This window comes from Streptomyces sp. NPDC054866 (genome assembly GCF_053610745.1).
Genome location: NZ_JBSGZA010000002.1, coordinates 534,753 through 553,049 on the forward strand (window position 1 = coordinate 534,753; position 18,297 = coordinate 553,049).

At 70.2% G+C, this 18,297-nt stretch carries 15 protein-coding genes; 10 read left to right on the top strand and 5 right to left on the bottom strand.

The features are described from left to right. The first annotated feature begins 168 nt into the window (after positions 1-168). Entirely contained in the window at positions 169-1,311 is a 1,143-nt protein-coding gene (locus ACWGI2_RS11140) for a haloacid dehalogenase-like hydrolase (protein ID WP_453694983.1), read from the top strand. A 10-nt stretch (positions 1,312-1,321) separates the two neighbouring features. Here the strand turns inward: ACWGI2_RS11140 and ACWGI2_RS11145 are convergent, their stop codons facing one another. From ACWGI2_RS11145 to ACWGI2_RS11155, 3 genes are all read right to left on the bottom strand, one after another. After that, on the bottom strand, positions 1,322-2,665 hold the full coding sequence (locus ACWGI2_RS11145) for a DUF2252 domain-containing protein (protein ID WP_453395165.1): 1,344 nt from the start codon (positions 2,663-2,665) through the stop codon (positions 1,322-1,324). 119 nt (positions 2,666-2,784) lie between these two features. Continuing rightward, positions 2,785-3,705, bottom strand: a complete 921-nt coding sequence (locus ACWGI2_RS11150) for an alpha/beta hydrolase family protein (RefSeq protein WP_453694984.1) — start codon at positions 3,703-3,705, stop codon at positions 2,785-2,787. A gap of 69 nt (positions 3,706-3,774) precedes the next feature. Next, the gene (locus tag ACWGI2_RS11155; protein ID WP_160504685.1) at positions 3,775-4,080 is read right to left on the bottom strand and encodes a hypothetical protein; all 306 of its coding nucleotides are present in this window, start codon (positions 4,078-4,080) and stop codon (positions 3,775-3,777) included. 262 nt (positions 4,081-4,342) lie between these two features. Here ACWGI2_RS11155 and ACWGI2_RS11160 point away from each other — a divergent pair, with 262 nt between their 5' ends. The 5 genes from ACWGI2_RS11160 (at position 4,343) to ACWGI2_RS11180 (ending at position 8,506) form a co-directional block, all read left to right on the top strand. Then, a complete protein-coding gene (locus ACWGI2_RS11160; RefSeq protein WP_453694985.1) occupies positions 4,343-4,711 on the top strand; it encodes an arsenate reductase family protein in 369 nt (122 codons plus the stop codon). A 125-nt stretch (positions 4,712-4,836) separates the two neighbouring features. Continuing rightward, a complete protein-coding gene (locus tag ACWGI2_RS11165) occupies positions 4,837-5,307 on the top strand; it encodes a hypothetical protein (protein ID WP_453395168.1) in 471 nt (156 codons plus the stop codon). A 183-nt stretch (positions 5,308-5,490) separates the two neighbouring features. After that, entirely contained in the window at positions 5,491-6,510 is a 1,020-nt protein-coding gene (gene glnII / locus ACWGI2_RS11170) for a glutamine synthetase (protein ID WP_453694986.1), read from the top strand. 331 nt (positions 6,511-6,841) lie between these two features. Next, positions 6,842-7,426: a winged helix-turn-helix domain-containing protein gene (locus tag ACWGI2_RS11175; protein ID WP_453694987.1), complete on the top strand. Its 585-nt coding sequence runs from the start codon at positions 6,842-6,844 to the stop codon at positions 7,424-7,426. A gap of 84 nt (positions 7,427-7,510) precedes the next feature. Beyond that, entirely contained in the window at positions 7,511-8,506 is a 996-nt protein-coding gene (locus tag ACWGI2_RS11180) for an NAD-dependent epimerase/dehydratase family protein (protein ID WP_453395171.1), read from the top strand. A gap of 72 nt (positions 8,507-8,578) precedes the next feature. Here the strand turns inward: ACWGI2_RS11180 and ACWGI2_RS11185 are convergent, their stop codons facing one another. Beyond that, positions 8,579-10,777, bottom strand: coding sequence for an MMPL family transporter (locus ACWGI2_RS11185; RefSeq protein WP_453694988.1), 2,199 nt, complete (start codon positions 10,775-10,777; stop codon positions 8,579-8,581). Positions 10,778-11,008: 231 nt separating this feature from the next. Here ACWGI2_RS11185 and ACWGI2_RS11190 point away from each other — a divergent pair, with 231 nt between their 5' ends. The 3 genes from ACWGI2_RS11190 (at position 11,009) to ACWGI2_RS11200 (ending at position 14,532) form a co-directional block, all read left to right on the top strand. Continuing rightward, a complete protein-coding gene (locus tag ACWGI2_RS11190) occupies positions 11,009-12,280 on the top strand; it encodes a sensor histidine kinase (RefSeq protein WP_453395173.1) in 1,272 nt (423 codons plus the stop codon). Then, positions 12,265-12,915 (top strand): LuxR C-terminal-related transcriptional regulator, encoded by a 651-nt coding sequence (locus tag ACWGI2_RS11195; protein ID WP_399386211.1) that lies wholly within the window; start codon positions 12,265-12,267, stop codon positions 12,913-12,915. The genes ACWGI2_RS11190 and ACWGI2_RS11195 overlap by 16 nt, the downstream gene beginning before the upstream one ends. Positions 12,916-13,026: 111 nt before the next feature. Beyond that, positions 13,027-14,532, top strand: a complete 1,506-nt coding sequence (locus ACWGI2_RS11200; protein WP_453694989.1) for a DUF1996 domain-containing protein — start codon at positions 13,027-13,029, stop codon at positions 14,530-14,532. A 29-nt stretch (positions 14,533-14,561) separates the two neighbouring features. Here ACWGI2_RS11200 and ACWGI2_RS11205 read toward each other — a convergent pair whose 3' ends face one another. Further along, positions 14,562-15,056: a hypothetical protein gene (locus ACWGI2_RS11205; protein WP_453395175.1), complete on the bottom strand. Its 495-nt coding sequence runs from the start codon at positions 15,054-15,056 to the stop codon at positions 14,562-14,564. Between the two features lie 111 nt (positions 15,057-15,167). Here ACWGI2_RS11205 and ACWGI2_RS11210 point away from each other — a divergent pair, with 111 nt between their 5' ends. Then, complete coding sequence (locus tag ACWGI2_RS11210; RefSeq protein ID WP_453694990.1) at positions 15,168-18,293, top strand: alpha-N-acetylglucosaminidase; 3,126 nt, start codon at positions 15,168-15,170, stop codon at positions 18,291-18,293. Positions 18,294-18,297: the final 4 nt, after the last annotated feature.

Below are 18,297 nucleotides of genomic sequence, written 5' to 3' on the forward strand. Positions count from 1 at the left end.
CCGAGGCAGGTCCGCGGGCGTGGTGGGCGTCGGCCTCTGCTACCCGCGCGAGGAGGTCCCATGCCCGTTCCGTCCGGTGACGTCGATCATGGGAATCTGCCGCCTGACCTCGTACGATGACCCGCCGCTCCGGACGGGGCGCAGACCGCTCTCAGGGGGCACAGAACCATGGCAGTAAAGGCAAAGGCCAAGCTGGCCGTCATCGGCACGGCGGGCGCGCTCACCGCGGCCGTACTCGCGGGGACGGCGCTCTGGCCGAGCACGGACGCGACGGCGGCGGACGCCTCCGCGAAGACGGCGAAGACGGCGAAGACCGCGACGTCCGAGCTGAAGCACTGGCCGAAGCCGGTCGCGAAGAAGCTGGGCAAGGTCATCGCGAAGAACGAGGACAAGGGCGCGTACGCCGTCTTCGACGCGGACAACACGACGTACCGCAACGACCTGGAGGAGTCCCTCCTGCCCTTCCTGGAGATGAAGGGGGTGCTGACCCGCAAGTCGATGGACCCGTCGCTGAAGATCATCCCCTTCAAGGACACGGCGAAGCACAAGGAGAGCCTCTACAGCTACTACAACCGGCTCTGCGAGGTCGACGACCAGGTCTGCTACCCGTGGGCCGCGCAGATCTTCTCCGGCTTCACGCTGAAGGAGCTCAAGGGGTACGTCGACGAGCTCCTCGCCCACGACAAGCCGATCCCCGCCGAGTACTACGAGGACGGGAAGCTGACGAAGACCGAGGTCGAGCCGCCCGAGTTCTTCACCGGCATGCAGGAGCTCTACAAGTCGCTGCGGGGCCACGGCATCGAGGTCTACGTCGTCAGCGCGGCCAGCGAGGACCTCGTACGCATGGTCCTCGCCGACCCCAAGTACGGCTACGACGTGAAGCCCGAGAACGTCATCGGCGTCGGCCTGCAGCTCAAGGACCGCAAGACCGGCGAGGTCACCAGCTCCCGCAAGGAGATCGCGGAGGGCCGCTTCGACGAGAAGAAGCTCGCGGGGCGCGAGCTGACGCCGAACCTGTGGGCGCCGCTGACCTGGTTCCAGGGCAAGCCCGCGGCCATCAGCACGTACATCGACGAGTGGAAGAAGCCCGTCCTGGTGGCCGGCGACACCCCGAAGAGCGACGGCCCGATGCTGTTCCACTCGGCGGACGTGAAGCACGGCGGGGCGCGGGTCTGGGTCAACCGCAAGGACGACTACATGAAGGAACTGGACGGCATGAAGCGCAAGAACGCCGACCGGCAGCGGGAGCTCGGCCAGCAGGTGACCGCGGACAAGCGGTGGCTGACGGTGGTCCCGGACGAGATCCGCTAGTCGGGATCCGCTAGTCGGTCCCGGTGGCGGCGCTGACCAGGCCGGAGGCGATCGCCTCGGTCAGCGCCGCGTGGTCCTCGGCGTTCTGCGCGGTGTAACGCAGGGCGAAGTCCGCGACCGCCCGGTCGAAGGTGTCGGAGCCACCCAGGTAGGCGGCGATGGCTATGCGGTCGCCGGAGCGGGCGTGGGCGCGGGCCAGGGCGGTGCCGCAGAGGCGGGCGTAGGAGCGCAGTTCCGCGGGGGACATGGCCTCGACGTCCGCGGAGCCCTTCATGTCGCGCAGCTGGCGCCAGTAGAAGGCGCGGCCCTGGGGACCCGTCATCCAGCCGAGGAAGATGTCGCTCGCCGCCTGGAGGAGGCGCTGGCCCGCGACCACACGGTGGCCGGGGTGGACGTACGGCCCTGCCGGGAGGTGCTCCTCGACGACCGAGCGGACCGCCTCCTTGATCTGGAGGAAGAGCGGGTCCTCGGCGTCGCGCCCGGCGAGGAGCACGATGTAGCAGCGGGTGCCGACGCTGCCCACTCCGACCACCTTCCGCGCCGCGTCCACGAAGTGGTAGCGGTCCAGGAGGAGTCGGCGTTCCTCGGAGAGCGTGGAGCGGTAGTCGCCGAAGATCTTGCGCACCGCCGCGAGGTCCGGGGCGCCCGCGGGTTCGAGGAGCGGCGGGTCGTGGATGATGCGGCGGACGCCGTTCACCTCTTCGGTCAGCTTGCCGAGCGCCTGGAGGCTCGTGCGGCGGCGGGCCCGGTCGAGGGCGGTCGACGCGCGCTTGCGGTGGCGGGTGGAGCGGATGAGGGGCAACAGGTCGTGTGCGTCGGTCCGTTCGTACCAGACCGCCAGTTCGCCGAGTCCGGCCAGACGTCTCATCGACGTGCGGTACGCCGCCACAGCCGCGAGGCACGCATCGCGTGTCCCGCGCTCCGGGTGGCCGTTGTCGCGGGACGCCACGGCGATGCTCGCGGCCAGGCGTTTGACGTCCCATTCGAAGGGTCCTGGGCAGGTCTCGTCGAAGTCGTTCAGGTCGAAGAGCAGGGCGCGTTCCGGGGAGGCGAACAGGCCGAAGTTCAACAGGTGGGCGTCGCCGCAGAGTTGGACGGTGAGGCCGGTGTGCCACTGGACGGCGAGGTCTCCCGCCATGACGGCGGCGGCGCCCCGCAGGAAGGCGAAGGGTGAGGCTGCCATACGGGCGTATCGGATGGGCAGCAACTCCTGGACGCGTCCCTCGCCCTGCCGCTCAAGGACGGCCACCGGGTCGGCGCGGTCCGCTGAGGGTATCCACGCCCCGTGCGAGGAGCGGGAGGCGCGCTTGCGGGCGGCCTTGCCCTGGCGGGCGCGCTCGTCCGGAGTGGTCATCGCCCTCGCCCCTCTCCGTCGGCGGCTCCCGGCAACAGCCTCCCCCTCAGGAGCAGCCAATGCCTCCACGTGCGCGTACGCATGCCGGGTACGCCGAACGGGTGACCCTTGCCGGGGCCTCAGCTTCCGCCTGCCACCGCCCACGCCGCCACCCTCTTGGCCAGCGCTCCGCCCGCCCGCGTCCACACGAAGTGGTCGAGGCGTGCGCCCGCTTCCCGCACGGAGTACCGCAGGCGGGTGACGCGGGCCGCCGGCACCTTGCCGACGAGGTGGTCGAGGGCGGCTGCCGGGGCCCAGGTGTCGCCCTCGACGGAGACCGCGAGGACGGGCAGGGCGAGGGTGCGCAGGGCCGCCTCGTAGTCGTGCGGGGAGCCGGGGGACGAGTAGCGGCCCGTGCGCCCTTGCCGTGCCCAGTCCCGCATGACTCCCTCGGGCTGGTTGCCGCCGAAGCCGAGCCGGGTCCCGGGCCACCGGCCGAGCAGCGTCGACGTGGCCGCGGCGAACAGCTCGCCGATGAGCAGCAGGGGCCCGCGCAGGGGGCCGTACGCCCGGAACCAGACGGAGCCCGAGGCGACGAGGACGACTCCGTCGACGCCGGGTCCGATGCCCAACGAAGCATGTACGAGCCCGAGTTGGCCGCCCATGCTGTGGCCGAGGAGGTACAGCGGGGGCTGCGGGCCCAGTTCGGCGCGTATCGCCTCGATGACCGCGACGAGGTCCTGCTCCACGATCGTGCGGTAGCCGTGGTCGACGGCGTCCGCGTCCGTCACCCGCGGGGTGCTCTCCCCCTGGCCCCGCATGTCCACGGTCAGGGCGGTGAGCCCTTCTGCGTTCAACTGGCGGGCGAAGGCGCGGTAGTAGCGGGCGGGGGTGCCCATGGCAGGGAGGATCAGGACGGCGGGCGCGGGGCGGGGCGAGGCGTCGCTGCCTCTCATCCCGCGAACGGGAAACCGTGCCCCGTCCGGGAGTTGGGCGGTGACGAGCAGCGGGAGCTCGTCCGCGGGCTCCTGCTGGGCGGGGGCGGATTCCGGCTGAGTCATGCGCCCAGCATGAACTACGCGTACGGGCAGGGGCCTTGGGCCCCCACCCGTACGCGTCCGCGCGACAGCTCAGCGGCTGTACCTCATCAGGGCGCGCACCATATGGCAGGTGATGTCCGACGGCGGATGGATTCCCACGTCCTCCGCCATGCTCCGGATCCTGGTGTTGTTGGCTTGGTTCGGCAGATAGACGCCCGAGTCCAGCAGGGCTATCGCCAGGCGCATGGCCTTCAGGCGCCGGTTGTGCGTGATGTACCACTCGCGCGGCCGTCCGGCCGGGAGCGGCCGCTTCTCCAGTGGTGCGTACGTCGCGTCGATGAACACGGGCCGGGAAGCGTTGCGCTTCGACTTCGATGTGAGTGCGGCAGCGGGCACAGGCATCCTCCTGTCGCGGTCAGGAACCCCCGTCGGGAACCCTCGAACACTGCTTCTAGTTTACTGCCCGGCACTGACATCCAGGGAGCCCACAACCCTGGCCAAATGGCCAGCTGAACAGGGGAATTACCCCGGTGACACGCCAGGTCCGCGAGGTGCCTGTGGGGCGCCGGTCAAATTCGAACAGCCTCTCCCGCGGAAGGGGTCCGACCAGCCGCGTCCGGGGGCTGTGCGTCGGTGGGGCGCCGGTAGCGTGTGGGGTATGGAGATCTGGATCAATCCCGCCTGTTCGAAGTGTCGTAGCGCGCTCACGTTGCTCGATGCGGAGGGCGCCGACTACACCGTTCGTCGCTATCTCGACGACGTCCCCACCGAGGACGAGATCCGGGCCGTCCTGGAGCGGCTCGGGCTTGAGCCGTGGGACATCACACGGACCCAGGAGGACGCCGCCAAGGAGTTGGGGCTCAAGGATCGCGAGGCCTGGCCGCGTGATGCCTCCGGCCGTGACCGCTGGATCGCCGCGCTCGCCCAGCATCCCAAGCTCATCCAGCGGCCCATCATCACCGCCGACGACGGCACCGCGGTGGTGGGGCGCACGGAGGAGGCGGTGCGGGACGCGTTGTCGCGGTAGCCGCAGGGCGTCGCGCCGGGGCCGCAGATGACTGGCTAATGATGGGCTATCTCCGGCGAAACGTTACATATGCCTCCATAGCGTTGGGCACTCCACATTGCCGCCGGCCGGAATGGAGTGCCCCCGTGCGGAACCTGATGTTCGGAGGTGTATACGGCACCATCCTCGCGAGCGCGCTGATCGCGGCGCTGCACTCGGGGAAGCAGGCCTACACGCCCTACTACGACGCGGCCTGGATCATGGTGACCGCGGGCACGGCCGCCCTCGCGCACGGATACGCGCACCACATGTCCACGCACCGGCCCGGCAGCGGCCTGCACCGCTGGCGGCAGCTGGCATGGGAGCTCATGGACGAGTGGCCGGTGGTCGTCGCCTGCTGGCCCACCGTGGGGCTGCTCGTGCTCGCCGGGACCTTCGGCTGGCCCGAGGCGCCCGTCACCTACTCCGCGCTCCTCCTGAACGCGGCCCTCCTCCTCGGCTGGGGCACCTTCGCCGCACTCCGGGCGGGCTACCGGCGGCGCTCGGCCGTGCTGCTCGGCACGGCGGACGCGACGATCGGGCTGCTGATCGCGGCGGCCAACGCCGTCATCAAGTGAGGGGCCCTGGGCGCGGAAGGGGCGCGAAGGGGCGTGAAGTGAGCCACATCCATCCCAGGTAACACGGGGTTCACATTCGAGCAATGGACGGGAAATCGCGTGTTGGCAAGCTGCGCGGCATCACCACGGCACCGCAGCACCCGCACGTTCTGCGCCGTACCGAGCATTTAAAGGATGGCCCCCGTGACCTTCAAGGCTGAGTACATCTGGATCGACGGCACCGAGCCGACCGCCAAGCTCCGTTCGAAGACGAAGATCATGACGGACGGCGCCGAGCTCCCGAACTGGGGCTTCGACGGATCCAGCACCAACCAGGCCAAGGGTCACGCATCCGACCGCGTGCTCAAGCCGGTCTTCACCTGCCCGGACCCGATCCGCGGCGGCGACGACGTACTCGTCCTGTGCGAGGTCCTCAACACGGACATGACGCCGCACGAGTCCAACACGCGTGCCGCGCTGGCCGAGATCGAGGAGCGCTTCGGCTCGCAGGAGCCGATCTTCGGCATCGAGCAGGAGTACACCTTCTTCGAGGGCGACCGCCCGCTCGGCTTCCCCGTCGGCGGCTTCCCCGCCGCGCAGGGCGGCTACTACTGCGGCGTCGGCGCGGACGAGATCTTCGGCCGTGACGTCGTCGAGGCGCACCTGGAGAACTGCCTCAAGGCGGGCCTCGGGATCTCCGGCATCAACGCCGAGGTCATGCCCGGCCAGTGGGAGTTCCAGGTCGGCCCGCTCGCGCCCCTTGAGGTCTCCGACCAGCTGTGGATCGCCCGTTGGCTGCTCTACCGCACCGCCGAGGACTTCAACGTCTCCGCGACCCTCGACCCGAAGCCGGTCAAGGGCGACTGGAACGGCGCCGGCGCGCACACGAACTTCTCCACCAAGGCGATGCGCGAGGGCTACGACGCGATCATCACCGCCGCCGAGTCCCTCGGCGAGGGCTCGAAGCCGATGGACCACGTCAAGAACTACGGCGCGGGCATCGACGACCGCCTCACCGGCCTGCACGAGACCGCCCCGTGGAACGAGTACAGCTACGGCGTCTCCGACCGCGGCGCCTCGGTCCGCATCCCGTGGCAGGTCGAGGTGGAGCAGAAGGGCTACATCGAGGACCGCCGCCCGAACGCGAACGTCGACCCGTACGTCGTGACGCGGCTGCTCGTCGAGACGTGCTGCACCGCCCTGGAGAAGGCCGGCCAGGTCTGATCCCGCGCATCCATGACGTTTCCCGAAGGGGGCGCCCGCCGAACCGGTGGGCGCCCCCTTCGGCTTGGGAGCCCGGCGGGCCCTTCCATCTGCTTCAATGGGGTCATGGTCATGGGCAGCTACGAGAACACCGCGACAGGTCGTCACCACGACCTCGAGCCGTTCTGGCCTTCCCGTCAGCACCATGATTTCGACCGGGTGTGTTGCCGCGCGATGAACGCGCAGGCCCTCTAAAGCCGTTCACCCGGCCTTCGCCTGACGCGCACGACGTACGTACGTCCTCGACGACTGAGACGACTGACGACTCCTCCGCGCGAAAGAGCTGACTTTCATGGCGAACTCCCGTTCCTTCTCGGCATCCACCGCTTCCACCGCGACCGCCACCGCCACCGCTGCGCTGCTGAACAGCCCCGGCCGGGGGCGGCTGCGAGCCGTCGCCCCGGACGAGGTGGCGCAGATCACCGACTTCCTGCCGCCGGGCGCGACCTGGCTGCCCGCGCCCCAGCACACGCTGCCCACGCTGCCGGGCCAGCCGCCGATGATCGGCTACCTGGTCCTCGTACCGGCCGGGCAGGAGCCGGTGGCCGCCGCCGTACCCGAGCCCGAGCCTCCGCGGGCCTCCGGCGGGCCCGTGTGGATCGACCCGGTGCAGCGCGCGGCGCAGGTCGACGGCCGCCCGCTCGACCTCACGTACCTGGAGTTCGAGCTGCTCGCGCATCTCGTCGCCCATCCCCACCGGGTGCACACGCGCGACCAGTTGGTGACGACGGTGTGGGGGTACGGGCACGTGGGCGACGGGCGCACCGTGGACGTCCACATCGCGCGGCTCAGGCGCAAGCTGGGGGCCGAGCACCGCCAGACGATCCAGACGGTGCGGCGCGTGGGCTACAAGTACGCGCCGTCGGTATCCCGCTGACCTCCGGTTTCCCGGGGCGGGCCGGGCTCTGCCGGTAGCAGAACCCGGTTCCCCCGAGGGCGCGGAGCGTGCAGAGTCCTCGTCATGAGACTTCTGATGCTGGGTGGTACGCAGTTCGTGGGACGGGGCGTCGTCGAGGCGGCGCTTGCGCGTGGCTGGGAGGTGACGGTCTTCCATCGCGGGAACCGCGAGGCACCCGCGGGCACGGTGTCGCTGCTCGGTGACCGTACGGCGGAGGGCGGCCTTGACGCGCTCGCCTCCTTCGACGGCGAGTGGGACGTCGTCGTCGACACCTGGTCGGGGGCGCCGCACGTCGTGCGCGAGGCGGCGCGGCTGCTCGCGGGGCGGGCCGGGCGCTTTGTGTATGTGTCGAGCGGGTCCGTCTACCGGTATCCGGGGGTGGCGGGTTCGGACGAGGACTTCCCCCTGGTCGAGGGGGACCCGGACGCGGATTCGGTGGCGTACGCGGAGAACAAGCGTGGCGGGGAGCTCGCGGCCGTGGCGGAGTTCGGGGCCGAGCGCACGGTGCTCGCCCGCGCGGGGCTGATCCTCGGCCCGTACGAGAACGTCGGGCGGCTGCCGTGGTGGCTGAACCGGGTCGCGCGGGGTGGTCCCGTACTGGCCCCGGGGCCCAAGGAGTTGGACCTTCAGTACATCGACGTGCGGGACCTCGCGGAGTGGGTCCTCGACGCCGCCTCCGCGGGTCTCCACGGCCCGTACAACATCATCTCCCCCATCGCGCACACCACGATGGAGGAGTTCCTGGAGGCATGCGTGGCCGTGGCGGGCGCGCCCGGCGTGGAGCTGCGGTGGACCGACCCCTCGGTGATCGCCGAGCACGGCATCGAGCCGTGGTCGCAGCTCCCCGTGTGGCTCCCGCCGGGCGAACTGCACGACACCATGCACCGCACGTCGACGGAGAAGGCGGTGGCCGCGGGGCTCAGGGCGCGGCCCGTCGCGGACACGGTCGCGGACACGTGGGCCTGGATCCAGTCACTCGGCGGGGCGCTCCCGCAGCGGCCCGAGCGGGGGGCGCAGGGGCTCGACCCCGAGGTGGAGGCGAAGGCGCTGGGACTGTAGCGGGGGAACAGGGCGTCGGCCGGGCTGGAGTCATCCAGCCCGGCCGACGTGCTGTCAGGGGCGCGGGGAGGCCTACGCCGTGCCGGACGGAACCGGCGGACCGGCAGGCTGCTCCAGCGCCACCGGCACCCGCTCCTCGCCGTGCGAGATCTCCGGCAGCCAGGAAAGCCAGCCCGGCGTACGCCAGTTCCGCTCGCCCAGGAGCGTCATCAGGGACGGCAGCAGCACCATCCGTACGACCGTCGCGTCCAGCAGGACCGCCACGCCGAGGCCCACGCCCATCTGCTGCATGTCCTGCATGGACAGGGTGCCGAAGACCGCGAAGACCGCCACCATGATCACGGCCGCGCCCGTCACCGCGCCCGCTGTCCGCGTGATGCCCTCGCGGATCGCCGCGCGGTTGTCCAGACCTCGGTCACGCGCCTCACTGATCCGCGAGACCACGAACACGTGGTAGTCCATCGACAGGCCGAAGAGGACCACGAGGACGAACAGCGGCATCCAGTTCTCGATCGCGCCCACCTGTTCCGAACCGATCAGCTCCGCGCCCCAGCCGTGCTGGAAGACCGCGGTCATCACGCCGTAAGCAGCGCCTACCGAAAGGAGGTTGAGGCCGATGGACGTCACGGCGATGACCACCGAGCGGAAGCTGAAGAGCATCAGCAGGAACGTCACCGCCGCGATGAAGGCGAACACCGGCACGATGCCCTTGCTGAGCTGGTCGCTGAAGTCCTCGGAGTCGGCGAGGTCACCGCCGACGTACGCCTCCGCGTCCAGACCGTCGAAGGCGGCCGGGACCACGTCGTCCCGCAGCTCGCCCAGCGCCTCCTTGGACTTCGCGTCACTGCCGTCACCGGGGAGCGGTACGTCGATCTCGGCCACGCCCGCGCTCTTGTGGACGGTGAGTTCGGCGCCCTTGCCCGCGTCCCGCACCACCGCGGCCAGTGCGTCGCGCATCTCCTTCGACCGGATGTCGTCCGCGTCGCCCGCCTTGACGACCACCTGGGCCGGGGCGGGGCCACCCGGGAACTCCTGGGTGATCTCACGGAAGGAGACCGAGAGCGGCGCGTCCGAACCGAACTGCTTTTCCAGGCCCAGCTGTTCGGTCTTCATGCCGAGCGCGGGAGCGGCCAGGGCGAGCAGCAGGACCGCCGAACCGACGGCGAAGAACTTCGGCTTGGCGAGGACGGGGCGAAGGAGCTTGCCCGCGATGCCGCCGCTGGCGTGTGCGCCCTTCTTGCCCTTGCGGTTCAGGAACGGGATGCGGCCGGCGTTGATCCGGTCGCCGAGTGCGGAGAGCAGCGCGGGAAGCACCGTCACCGAGCCCAGCATCGCCACGCACACCACCAGGATCGTGGCGACCGCGAAGCCCTTGAAGAGCAGAAGCCCGGACAGGAACATGCCCGCCATCGCGACCATCACCGTCAGGCCGGAGACGAGCACGGCCCGCCCGCTGGTGGCCGCCGCGATCCGCAGCGCCGTCTCGGCGTCATGCCCCGCCGCCCGCTCGTCCCGTTCGCGCCGCAGGTAGAACAGGCAGTAGTCGACGCCGACCGCGAGCCCCATCAGGAACATCACCGAGTACGTCGTCTCGAAGAGGTGCAGCTGGTGGCTGGCGAGCGAGAGCAGGCCGAAGGCCGCCACGCACGCGGTCAGCGCGAGCCCGACCGGGAGGAGCGCCGCGACCACGGCCCCGAAGGCGACCAGGAGAATGCCGAGCGCCAGCGGCACCGCGGTGAACTCGGCCCTCGTGAGGTCGTCAGCGAGCAGATCACTGAGGTGCTTCTCGGAGCTCGCGTCGCCGAACTGGTAGACGGAGATGCCCTTCCCCGCACCCTCGTCCTTCGCCTTCTGCACCGCGTCGAGCACCGGCTGCACGCGGTCGGTGGCGTCGTCGGACGCGCCCTTCATCTCGAACCGGAGCAGCGCGTCCTTGCCGTCCTCGGAGGGCAGCGGCGCCTGCATCTCGCGTGTCTCGCCGGTCGCGGTCAGGGCCTTGGAGAGGTCGCTCGCCGCGTCCCGCCAGCCGTCAGCGGTCTTGGAACTGACCATGACGAGTTCACCCGCGGGCTCTTCGACGCCCGCGTCCTTGAGGATCGTCGCGGCCCGGCCCGAGTCGCCGACCCCCATCTCGTCGTCGGACGCGGTGACCATGCCCGAGGCCCCGCCGACGGTCGTGGCGAGCACGACGAACAGCAGCCAGCCGAGGATGGCCGTCTTGCGGTGGTGTGCGCTCCACACCCCGAGTCGAGCCGCGAGGTTTGGCCTCATGGCGTTTCGCCCCCATAAGTAAGCAGTGGATAAGCCGGTTGATGACGTGGACCACGCTAGAAATCCGGGGCCCGCCCACCCAGCCGCCGAAGCCCCCACTGTCAGAAGCACAGGGCGAGGTGCGGGGGTGTCGCCAGGTACACCCCCTGCTCGGGTGCCGGACCCAATGACCCGCACCGATCTCTGCGGCGAGAATGTGGCCATGACGTTCGAAGAGATGGGGATCAGAAAATGACGAGGGTCCGTGAATCCGTGGTCGCGGGAGCCCGTGGGCTCTACCTGGCGATCGCCACGCTCGCCGGTTCGATCACTCTCTTCGTGCTTTCGGTCCTCTCGATCGCCTTCATCCTGCTCGGCATCGGCGTCTTCACGACCCCGGTGGTCCTGACCGCCGTACGCAAGTGGGCGGACCTGCGCCGCGCCCAGGCCGGCGCCTGGTCGGACGTACGCATCCCGACCCCGTACCGCCCCTTCCCCGCCGACCTGCGCAGGGGAGTCACCGGGCAGGTGGAGCGCACCTCGCTGATGCTCAAGGACCCGGCGACCTGGCGGGATCTCCAGTGGCTGCTCGTCGACATGACCGCCGGTTGCGTCACGGTGATCTTCGCCCCCGCCCTGCTCCTCTACATGCTGTACGGCTACGTCCTCGCGTTCGGCGTCTGGGAGCCGATCTACAACGCGGGCGGCGGCGACTGGTACGGCTTCATCCACGTCACCTCGCAGTCCACCGCCAACATGGCGGCGCTGCTCGGCACCGCGCTCGGCATCACCGGCATCTTCGCCAACCCCTCGATCGTGCGCGGTCACTTCCTCCTCGCCCGGACGCTGCTCGCGCCCACGACCTCCATGCGGGAGCGTGAACTGGCCCGGCGCGTCGACCGGTTGACCGAGACCCGGCACGACGCCGTGGACTCCTCCGCCGCCGAACTGCGCCGCATCGAGCGCGACCTGCACGACGGGGCGCAGGCCCGCCTGGTCGCGATGGGCATGGACCTCGGGACCATCGAGGCGATGATCGAGAAGGACCCGGCGAAGGCCAAGGAAATGATCGCCAAGGCCCGGCAGAACTCCGGCGAGGCGCTGACCGAGCTGCGCGACCTGGTCCGCGGCATCCACCCGCCGGTGCTCGCCGAGCGCGGCCTCGGCGACGCGGTGAAGGCCCTCGCGCTGCGGCTTCCGGTACAGACCGATGTGGACGTGGAGCTGTTCGGCCGGGCCGACGAACCGGTGGAGTCGGCGGCGTACTTCGCGGTGAGCGAGGCCCTGACCAACACCATCAAGCACGCGGGCGCGGACCGCGTCTGGGTGGACATCCACCACGCGGAGGGCATGCTGCGCATCGCGGTCACCGACAACGGCAAGGGCGGCGCGGCCATCGGGGCGGGGTCCGGGCTGAGCGGGATCGAACGCCGACTCGGTACATTCGACGGCGTACTGGCCGTCAGCAGTCCCGCGGGCGGCCCGACCATGGTGACCATGGAGATCCCTTGCGAGTTGTCCTAGCCGAAGATCTCTTCCTGCTGCGTGACGGCCTGGTCAGGATGCTGGAGGCATTCGACTTCGAGATCGCCGCCGCGGTCGAGACCGGGCCCGAACTCACCAAGGCCCTGGCCGAGTTGGAGCCGGACGTCGCCGTCGTCGACGTCCGGCTTCCGCCGTCCCACACGGACGAGGGACTCCAGTGCGCGCTCGCCGCGCGGCGGGCACGGCCGGGGCTGCCCGTGCTCGTGCTCTCCCAGCATGTGGAGCAGCTGTACGCGCGCGAACTGCTCGCCGACGGGAACGGCGGGGTCGGCTATCTCCTGAAGGACCGGGTCTTCGACGCCGACCAGTTCATCGACGCCGTACGCCGGGTCGCCGCGGGCGGCACCGCGATGGACCCTCAGGTGATCCAGCAGCTCCTGTCGCGGCGTTCGGCGGACCAACCGCTCGGCAAGCTGACGCCGCGCGAGCGCGAGGTGCTCGAACTCATGGCGCAGGGACGGTCGAACGCGGCGATCGCGGCGGAACTCGTCGTGACGGAGCGGGCGATCGCCAAGCACACGTCCAATATCTTCGGGAAACTGGACCTTTCGGTCTCGGACGACGACAACCGGCGCGTTCTCGCCGTACTCGCCTATCTGGATCAAGGGCGCTGAGCGGAACTCCGGAGATCGTCCGCGAGATCGCCCGTGAGATCACCGGAGAGATTGCCGGGGGAATTCCGCGCGTGATTGAACGGGGCCGACTCCTGTTGCGTACGTAGTCCCATGGGACGCACACCACGACGCACATCACGAAAACGATCAAAACTCGCCGGGCGCGCGATCGCCGCCTCGGCGGCACTCATCCTGGGCGGCGGCGGAATGGTCGCGGTGAATGTCTACGCGAACGCCGGGGAAAGCTCCGGTTCGCCGTCCGCCAGGACCCAGGCCGGCGAGCAGGGCGGCGGTCCGGGGGTGGGGATGGCCACCATCAGCTGCCCGGACGTGGGCACCCAGCTGTCGGACGTGCCGGACGGCGCCCGCGAGGACGTGGACCGGCGGCTCGCGGAGCTGGACACCCAGATCACCGCCGCCTACGAGAAGTTCGCCGACGCGCAGAACACCGAGCAGGCCGAGGCCGTGCTCGGACCCCTTGAGGAGCAGCGGCGGCCGACCATCGAGGGCATCGGCTCCTCCATCGACCAGGCGGGCGGGCAGCCGCCTCAGGGGATCGACGGCATGGCACCGTGCACCATGCGGGCCGACGACTCGGCCGGGCAGCAGCCCGGGCAGGACGACGGCAACGGGGACGGCGGGCAGCAGCCTCCGCAGGACGGCGGCGACCAGGAGCAGCCCCCGGGTGACGGCGGCGACCAGCAGCAGCCGCCGGGTCAGCAGAACGGCAACGGCCCCGAGGCCGCCGACTTCGTCGACATCAACTCGGTCCAGCCCAACGTCAACCGCCCCGACAAACAGCGCGGCGCGTCGCGCGGCACCTTCACCACGAAATGCGGGACGAACGAGAACGGCAAGTTCAATCCGGACAATGTCATCGCGGCGCCCGGCGTGAGCAATGGCGCTCACCATATGCACGATTACGTCGGAAATCAGGCCACGGACGCTTTCTCCGGTGACGACGATCTCGCGAACGGCGACACAACGTGCCGGAACCAGGGGGACAAGTCGACCTATTACTGGCCGGTCCTGAGGCTGCAGAACGGAGAGGACGAGAATGACGCCGACGCGGACGGCGGCGGCAAGGACCAGAACGTCGGCCAGATCCAGACACCGACCTCGGTCACGCTGAAATTCGCCGGTAATCCGACAAGCAAGGTCGTCGCGATGCCGCGCTTCCTGCGCATCATCACCGGTGACGCCAAGGCGCTGACCAACGGTGACGCGAACGCCAACGCGTCCTGGAGCTGCACCGGCTTCGAGGACCGGCAGCTGAAGGACAAGTATCCGATCTGCCCCGAGGGCAGCCAGGTCGTCCGGACGTTCAATTTCCAGAGCTGCTGGGACGGCCAGAACACCGACAGCGCCAACCACCGTACGCATGTGGCCTTCGCCGACGCGGAGAGCGGCGCGTGCCCGCAGGGGTTCAAGGCCATTCCGCAGCTGGTGCAGCGCATCGTGTACGACGTGCCGCCAGGGCCGGGATTCGCCGTCGACTCGTTCCCCGAGCAGCTGCACAAGCCGATCACCGATCACGGTGACTTCATCAACGTCTTCGACGAGAGGCTGATGAACCGCATGGCCAAGTGCATCAACAGCGGTCAGCGCTGCAACTGAGCCGCGCTGACCCCCGTACCGCTGCGCGGTCAGCTCGACTGGTGACCGGAGTGGCCCGAGTGCCCCGGGCTCTTGTCCTCGTGATCCCCACCACCGCTACTCCCCGAGTGGTGCGAGGACTTCTCCACCGTCCCACCGAGCCGGCCGCGCAGCCGCATGACCACCTTCTCGTCGCCGACCGCGATCCACTTCTCGCCGACGAGGTACGTACCGCCGTAATCGGCCGCCTCGTCGAACCATTCGGCCTGGCCACGGGCATTTGTAAAGGTTACTAGGACGTAGCGGCGGGCACCTTTGTCACAGGTGGCCTGCCGCAGTTCGGCCGCGTCCGTCTGGATGTCCGGCTTGCATCGCGCCTTGGCCGCCAGCTGCTCCAGGCTTCCGCTCGCCGTGTCCGGCGGCGCGTCGTCGCCGTCGGAGCCGCATGCCACAAGGATCATCAGCAGTCCCACACCCATGCCCGTACGCATGCGCCCCCGCATGCCCCTGCCTGCGCCCGCAAGCGGCTTTCGCGCTGCCTTCATCGTCCCACCAGTCCCTTCGGGCGAGGTGAACTCGCCATCTCCGTATGCACCGTTGAGCGCACGACGCCACGCGGATACCGTGCGCCGCACCATCCGACCCAGGGGGTACACATGTCCGATCCATCCCGACGTTCCGTGCTCGGCACAGCCGGGGCCATCGGCCTCGGTGCCGCCATCGGCGGGGTGACGGTTCCGTCCCACGCCGCCGACGGGCCCGTCCAGGGCCCCGCCCTCGCCCTCGATACGGATTCCGCGCGCTCAGCGCTCAACAGACTCCTGCCGCATCACGCGGAGCAGTTCCGTCTCAGACTCGTCCCCGCGAAGGGCGGCGCGGACCGATTCCGGGTTTCGGGCACGACCGGGCGGATCGATGTGTCCGGTACGACGCCCGCCGTGCTGCTCACCGGGGTCCACTGGTATCTGAAGTACGTCTGCGGAGCCCATGTCGCATGGAACGGCAGCCAGCTCGACCTGCCGCGCAGGCTGCCCGCGCCCTCGCGCCCGCTGGAGCGGTCCACCTCGCTGCCGCACCGGTTCGCCCTCAACGACACGAACGACGGGTACACCGCGCCGCACGCCGACTGGGCGTACTGGGAGCGGATGATCGACGTGCTCGCGCTGCACGGCTGCAACGAGGTCCTGGTGATCGCGGGGGCGGAGGCCGTCTACCACCGGGTTCTCCAGGACTTCGGCTACAGCGACGCGGAGGCGCGCGCGTGGCTGCCGGCGCCTTCGCACCAGGCGTGGTGGCTGCTGCAGAACCTTTCGGGGTACGGCGGGCCGCTGTCGCCCGAAGTCATCACGGACCGCGCCGAGCTCGGTCGCAAGATCGTGGACCGGCTGCGCTCGCTGGGGATGGCGCCGGTGCTTCCCGGCTACTACGGGCACGTCCCCGACGGCTTCGTGGCACGCAACGGCGGGGACGCGCGGGTGGTGCCGCAGGGCACCTGGCACGGGTTCAAGCGGCCCGACTGGCTCGACCCCAGGACCTCGTCCTTCGCGAAGGTCGCCGCTTCCTTCTACCGGCACCAGGAGCAGCTCTTCGGGGCCGCCGAGAACTTCAAGATGGACCTGCTGCACGAGGGCGGCACCGCGGGGGACGTGCCGGTGCCGGACGCGGCGCGCGGCGTGGAAGCGGCCCTGCACAAGGCGCGCCCCGGTGCGACCTGGGTGATCCTCGGCTGGCAGTCCAATCCGCTGCCCGAGCTGCTCGACGCGATCGACCGGCGGCGGATGCTGATCGTGGACGGGGTCTCCGACCGGTTCACGAGCGTCACCGACCGCGAGAAGGACTGGGGTGGCACCCCCTACGCGTTCGGGACCATCCCGAACTTCGGGGGCCGTACGACGATCGGCGCCCGCGCGCACATCTGGAACGAGAAGTTCTTCGCGTGGCGGGACAAGGGCGGCAGCGCGCTCGTGGGCACGGCGTTCATGCCGGAGGCGACGGACCGGGACCCGGCCGCCTTCGAGCTCTTCTCCGAACTCGCCTGGTCCAAGGACAAGTTGGACCTGAAGTCGTGGTTCGACGGGTACGCGGGCTTCCGCTACGGCGGCCGTGACTCCGACGCGCTGCGCGCCTGGCGGGCGTTGCACGACACCGCCTACCGGCACACCGCCATCGAGCGGAGCGACCCTCACGACTCGCTGTTCGCGGCCCGTCCCGACCTGGCGGCGAACCGCGCCGCCGAGTACGCGCCGAGTGCGCTGACGTACGACCCGGCCCGGTTCGACGCGGCGTTCGCCGGGCTCCTCGGGGTACGTGGAGGGCTGCGGGGCAGTGCGGCGTACCGGTACGACCTGGTGGACGTGGCCCGGCAGGCGCTCGCGCACCGGAGCCGGCAGTTGCTGCCGCAGCTTCGGACCGCGTACCGGCGCAAGGACGCGGACACCTTCCGCGCGCTGTCGACGCTGTGGCTGCGGCTGATGCGGCTGTCCGACGAGCTGACAGCGACCAACTCGGCGTTCCTCCTGGGCCCTTGGGTGGAATCGGCACGGAGGATGGGGACGAACGACGCCGAGCGGGCGGAGTTCGAGCGGACCGCCAAGGTGCTGATCACGGTGTGGGGCGACCGGGCGACGTCCGACGGCGGGAAGCTGCACGAGTACGGGAACCGTGAGTGGTCAGGCCTGATGGCCGACTTCTACGTGCCCCGCTGGCAGAAGTGGCTCGACGAGCTGGCCGACGCGTTGGCCGCGGGGCGTGAGCCGCGGGCGGTGGACTGGTTCGCGGTGGAGGAGCCGTGGACCCGGGAGCGCAAGGACTATCCCCTGCGGGGAATCGGCGACCCGTACCGGACCGCTTCACGGGTCCATGACGTGCTGGCCCGGGCGCCCTACCAAGGGTCGCTGGAGGTCGTCGCCGACCCGCCGTCGCTGCCGCCCGGCGGGCACGCACGCCTCGAGGCGGTCTTCCGCAACGTCAACGGGCTGCGGGCCACGGGACGCGTCGACTTCCGGCTGACCGGCATCGACGCGGAGCCCTTGGGCCCGGTGTCGCTGCCCGGGGTCGCTCCCGGGGGCACGGGCAAGGTGGCGTGGCGGGCGAGCGCGCCGGGAACACCACTGGACCGTCCGTTGCGGCCGCTTCCGTACGAGATCGAGGTGCGGTACGGGCCGGCCGGCGAGCGGCGGGTCGAGGCCGTCCACGAGGGCGTGCTGTTCGAGGCGGGGCCGGTGGGCGCGGCTTGGAAGAAGTACTCCAACAACGCTGCGGTCTTCGGGGAGTTGAGCGGCCGCTACGCGATCAACGGCGCGGGCACGGACCTGTGGAAGGGCACGACGGAGTTCGGCACGCTGTACCGGGAGGGCGCGCTGCGCGGCGGCGTCTCGGTGACGGTCCGGGTCGACGCCCAGGCGGTGACGGGCCCCTGGGCCAGAGCGGGCCTGATCGCACGCAACGCGATGGAGGTGCCGGGCTCCCCGGGCTTCGTCAACCTCGCGGTCACTCCGGCGAACGGGGTGGTCATGTCGTACGACACGAACGGCGACGGAACCCTGGACACGTACAAGCGCATCACGGGGATCAAGGCACCGGTACTGCTACGCCTGGAGCGCACGGGCAACGCGGTGACGGGCTCCTGCTCGACGGACGAAGGGGCCAACTGGCGGGTGGTGACGAGCGTGCCGGTGCCGGGGGTTGCGGCGGCGCAGGACGTGGGCCTGTTCATGAGCGCGACCAACGGGGGCGATGGGGAGCGGGGGACGGTGGAGTTCAGCGGGTGGGGGGTGACCTGAGGGT

Excerpts from the sequence above, each read along its gene's own strand:
- ACWGI2_RS11140 (WP_453694983.1), top strand. The coding sequence starts at position 169 with ATGGCAGTAAAGGCAAAGGCCAAGCTGGCCGTCATCGGCACGGCGGGC.
- ACWGI2_RS11210 (WP_453694990.1), top strand. The coding sequence starts at position 15,168 with ATGTCCGATCCATCCCGACGTTCCGTGCTCGGCACAGCCGGGGCCATC.
- ACWGI2_RS11180 (WP_453395171.1), top strand. The coding sequence starts at position 7,511 with ATGAGACTTCTGATGCTGGGTGGTACGCAGTTCGTGGGACGGGGCGTC.
- ACWGI2_RS11145 (WP_453395165.1), bottom strand. The coding sequence starts at position 2,665 with ATGACCACTCCGGACGAGCGCGCCCGCCAGGGCAAGGCCGCCCGCAAG.
- ACWGI2_RS11185 (WP_453694988.1), bottom strand. The coding sequence starts at position 10,777 with ATGAGGCCAAACCTCGCGGCTCGACTCGGGGTGTGGAGCGCACACCAC.
- ACWGI2_RS11190 (WP_453395173.1), top strand. The coding sequence starts at position 11,009 with ATGACGAGGGTCCGTGAATCCGTGGTCGCGGGAGCCCGTGGGCTCTAC.
- ACWGI2_RS11175 (WP_453694987.1), top strand. The coding sequence starts at position 6,842 with ATGGCGAACTCCCGTTCCTTCTCGGCATCCACCGCTTCCACCGCGACC.
- ACWGI2_RS11205 (WP_453395175.1), bottom strand. The coding sequence starts at position 15,056 with ATGAAGGCAGCGCGAAAGCCGCTTGCGGGCGCAGGCAGGGGCATGCGG.
- ACWGI2_RS11160 (WP_453694985.1), top strand. The coding sequence starts at position 4,343 with ATGGAGATCTGGATCAATCCCGCCTGTTCGAAGTGTCGTAGCGCGCTC.
- ACWGI2_RS11150 (WP_453694984.1), bottom strand. The coding sequence starts at position 3,705 with ATGACTCAGCCGGAATCCGCCCCCGCCCAGCAGGAGCCCGCGGACGAG.
- ACWGI2_RS11200 (WP_453694989.1), top strand. The coding sequence starts at position 13,027 with ATGGGACGCACACCACGACGCACATCACGAAAACGATCAAAACTCGCC.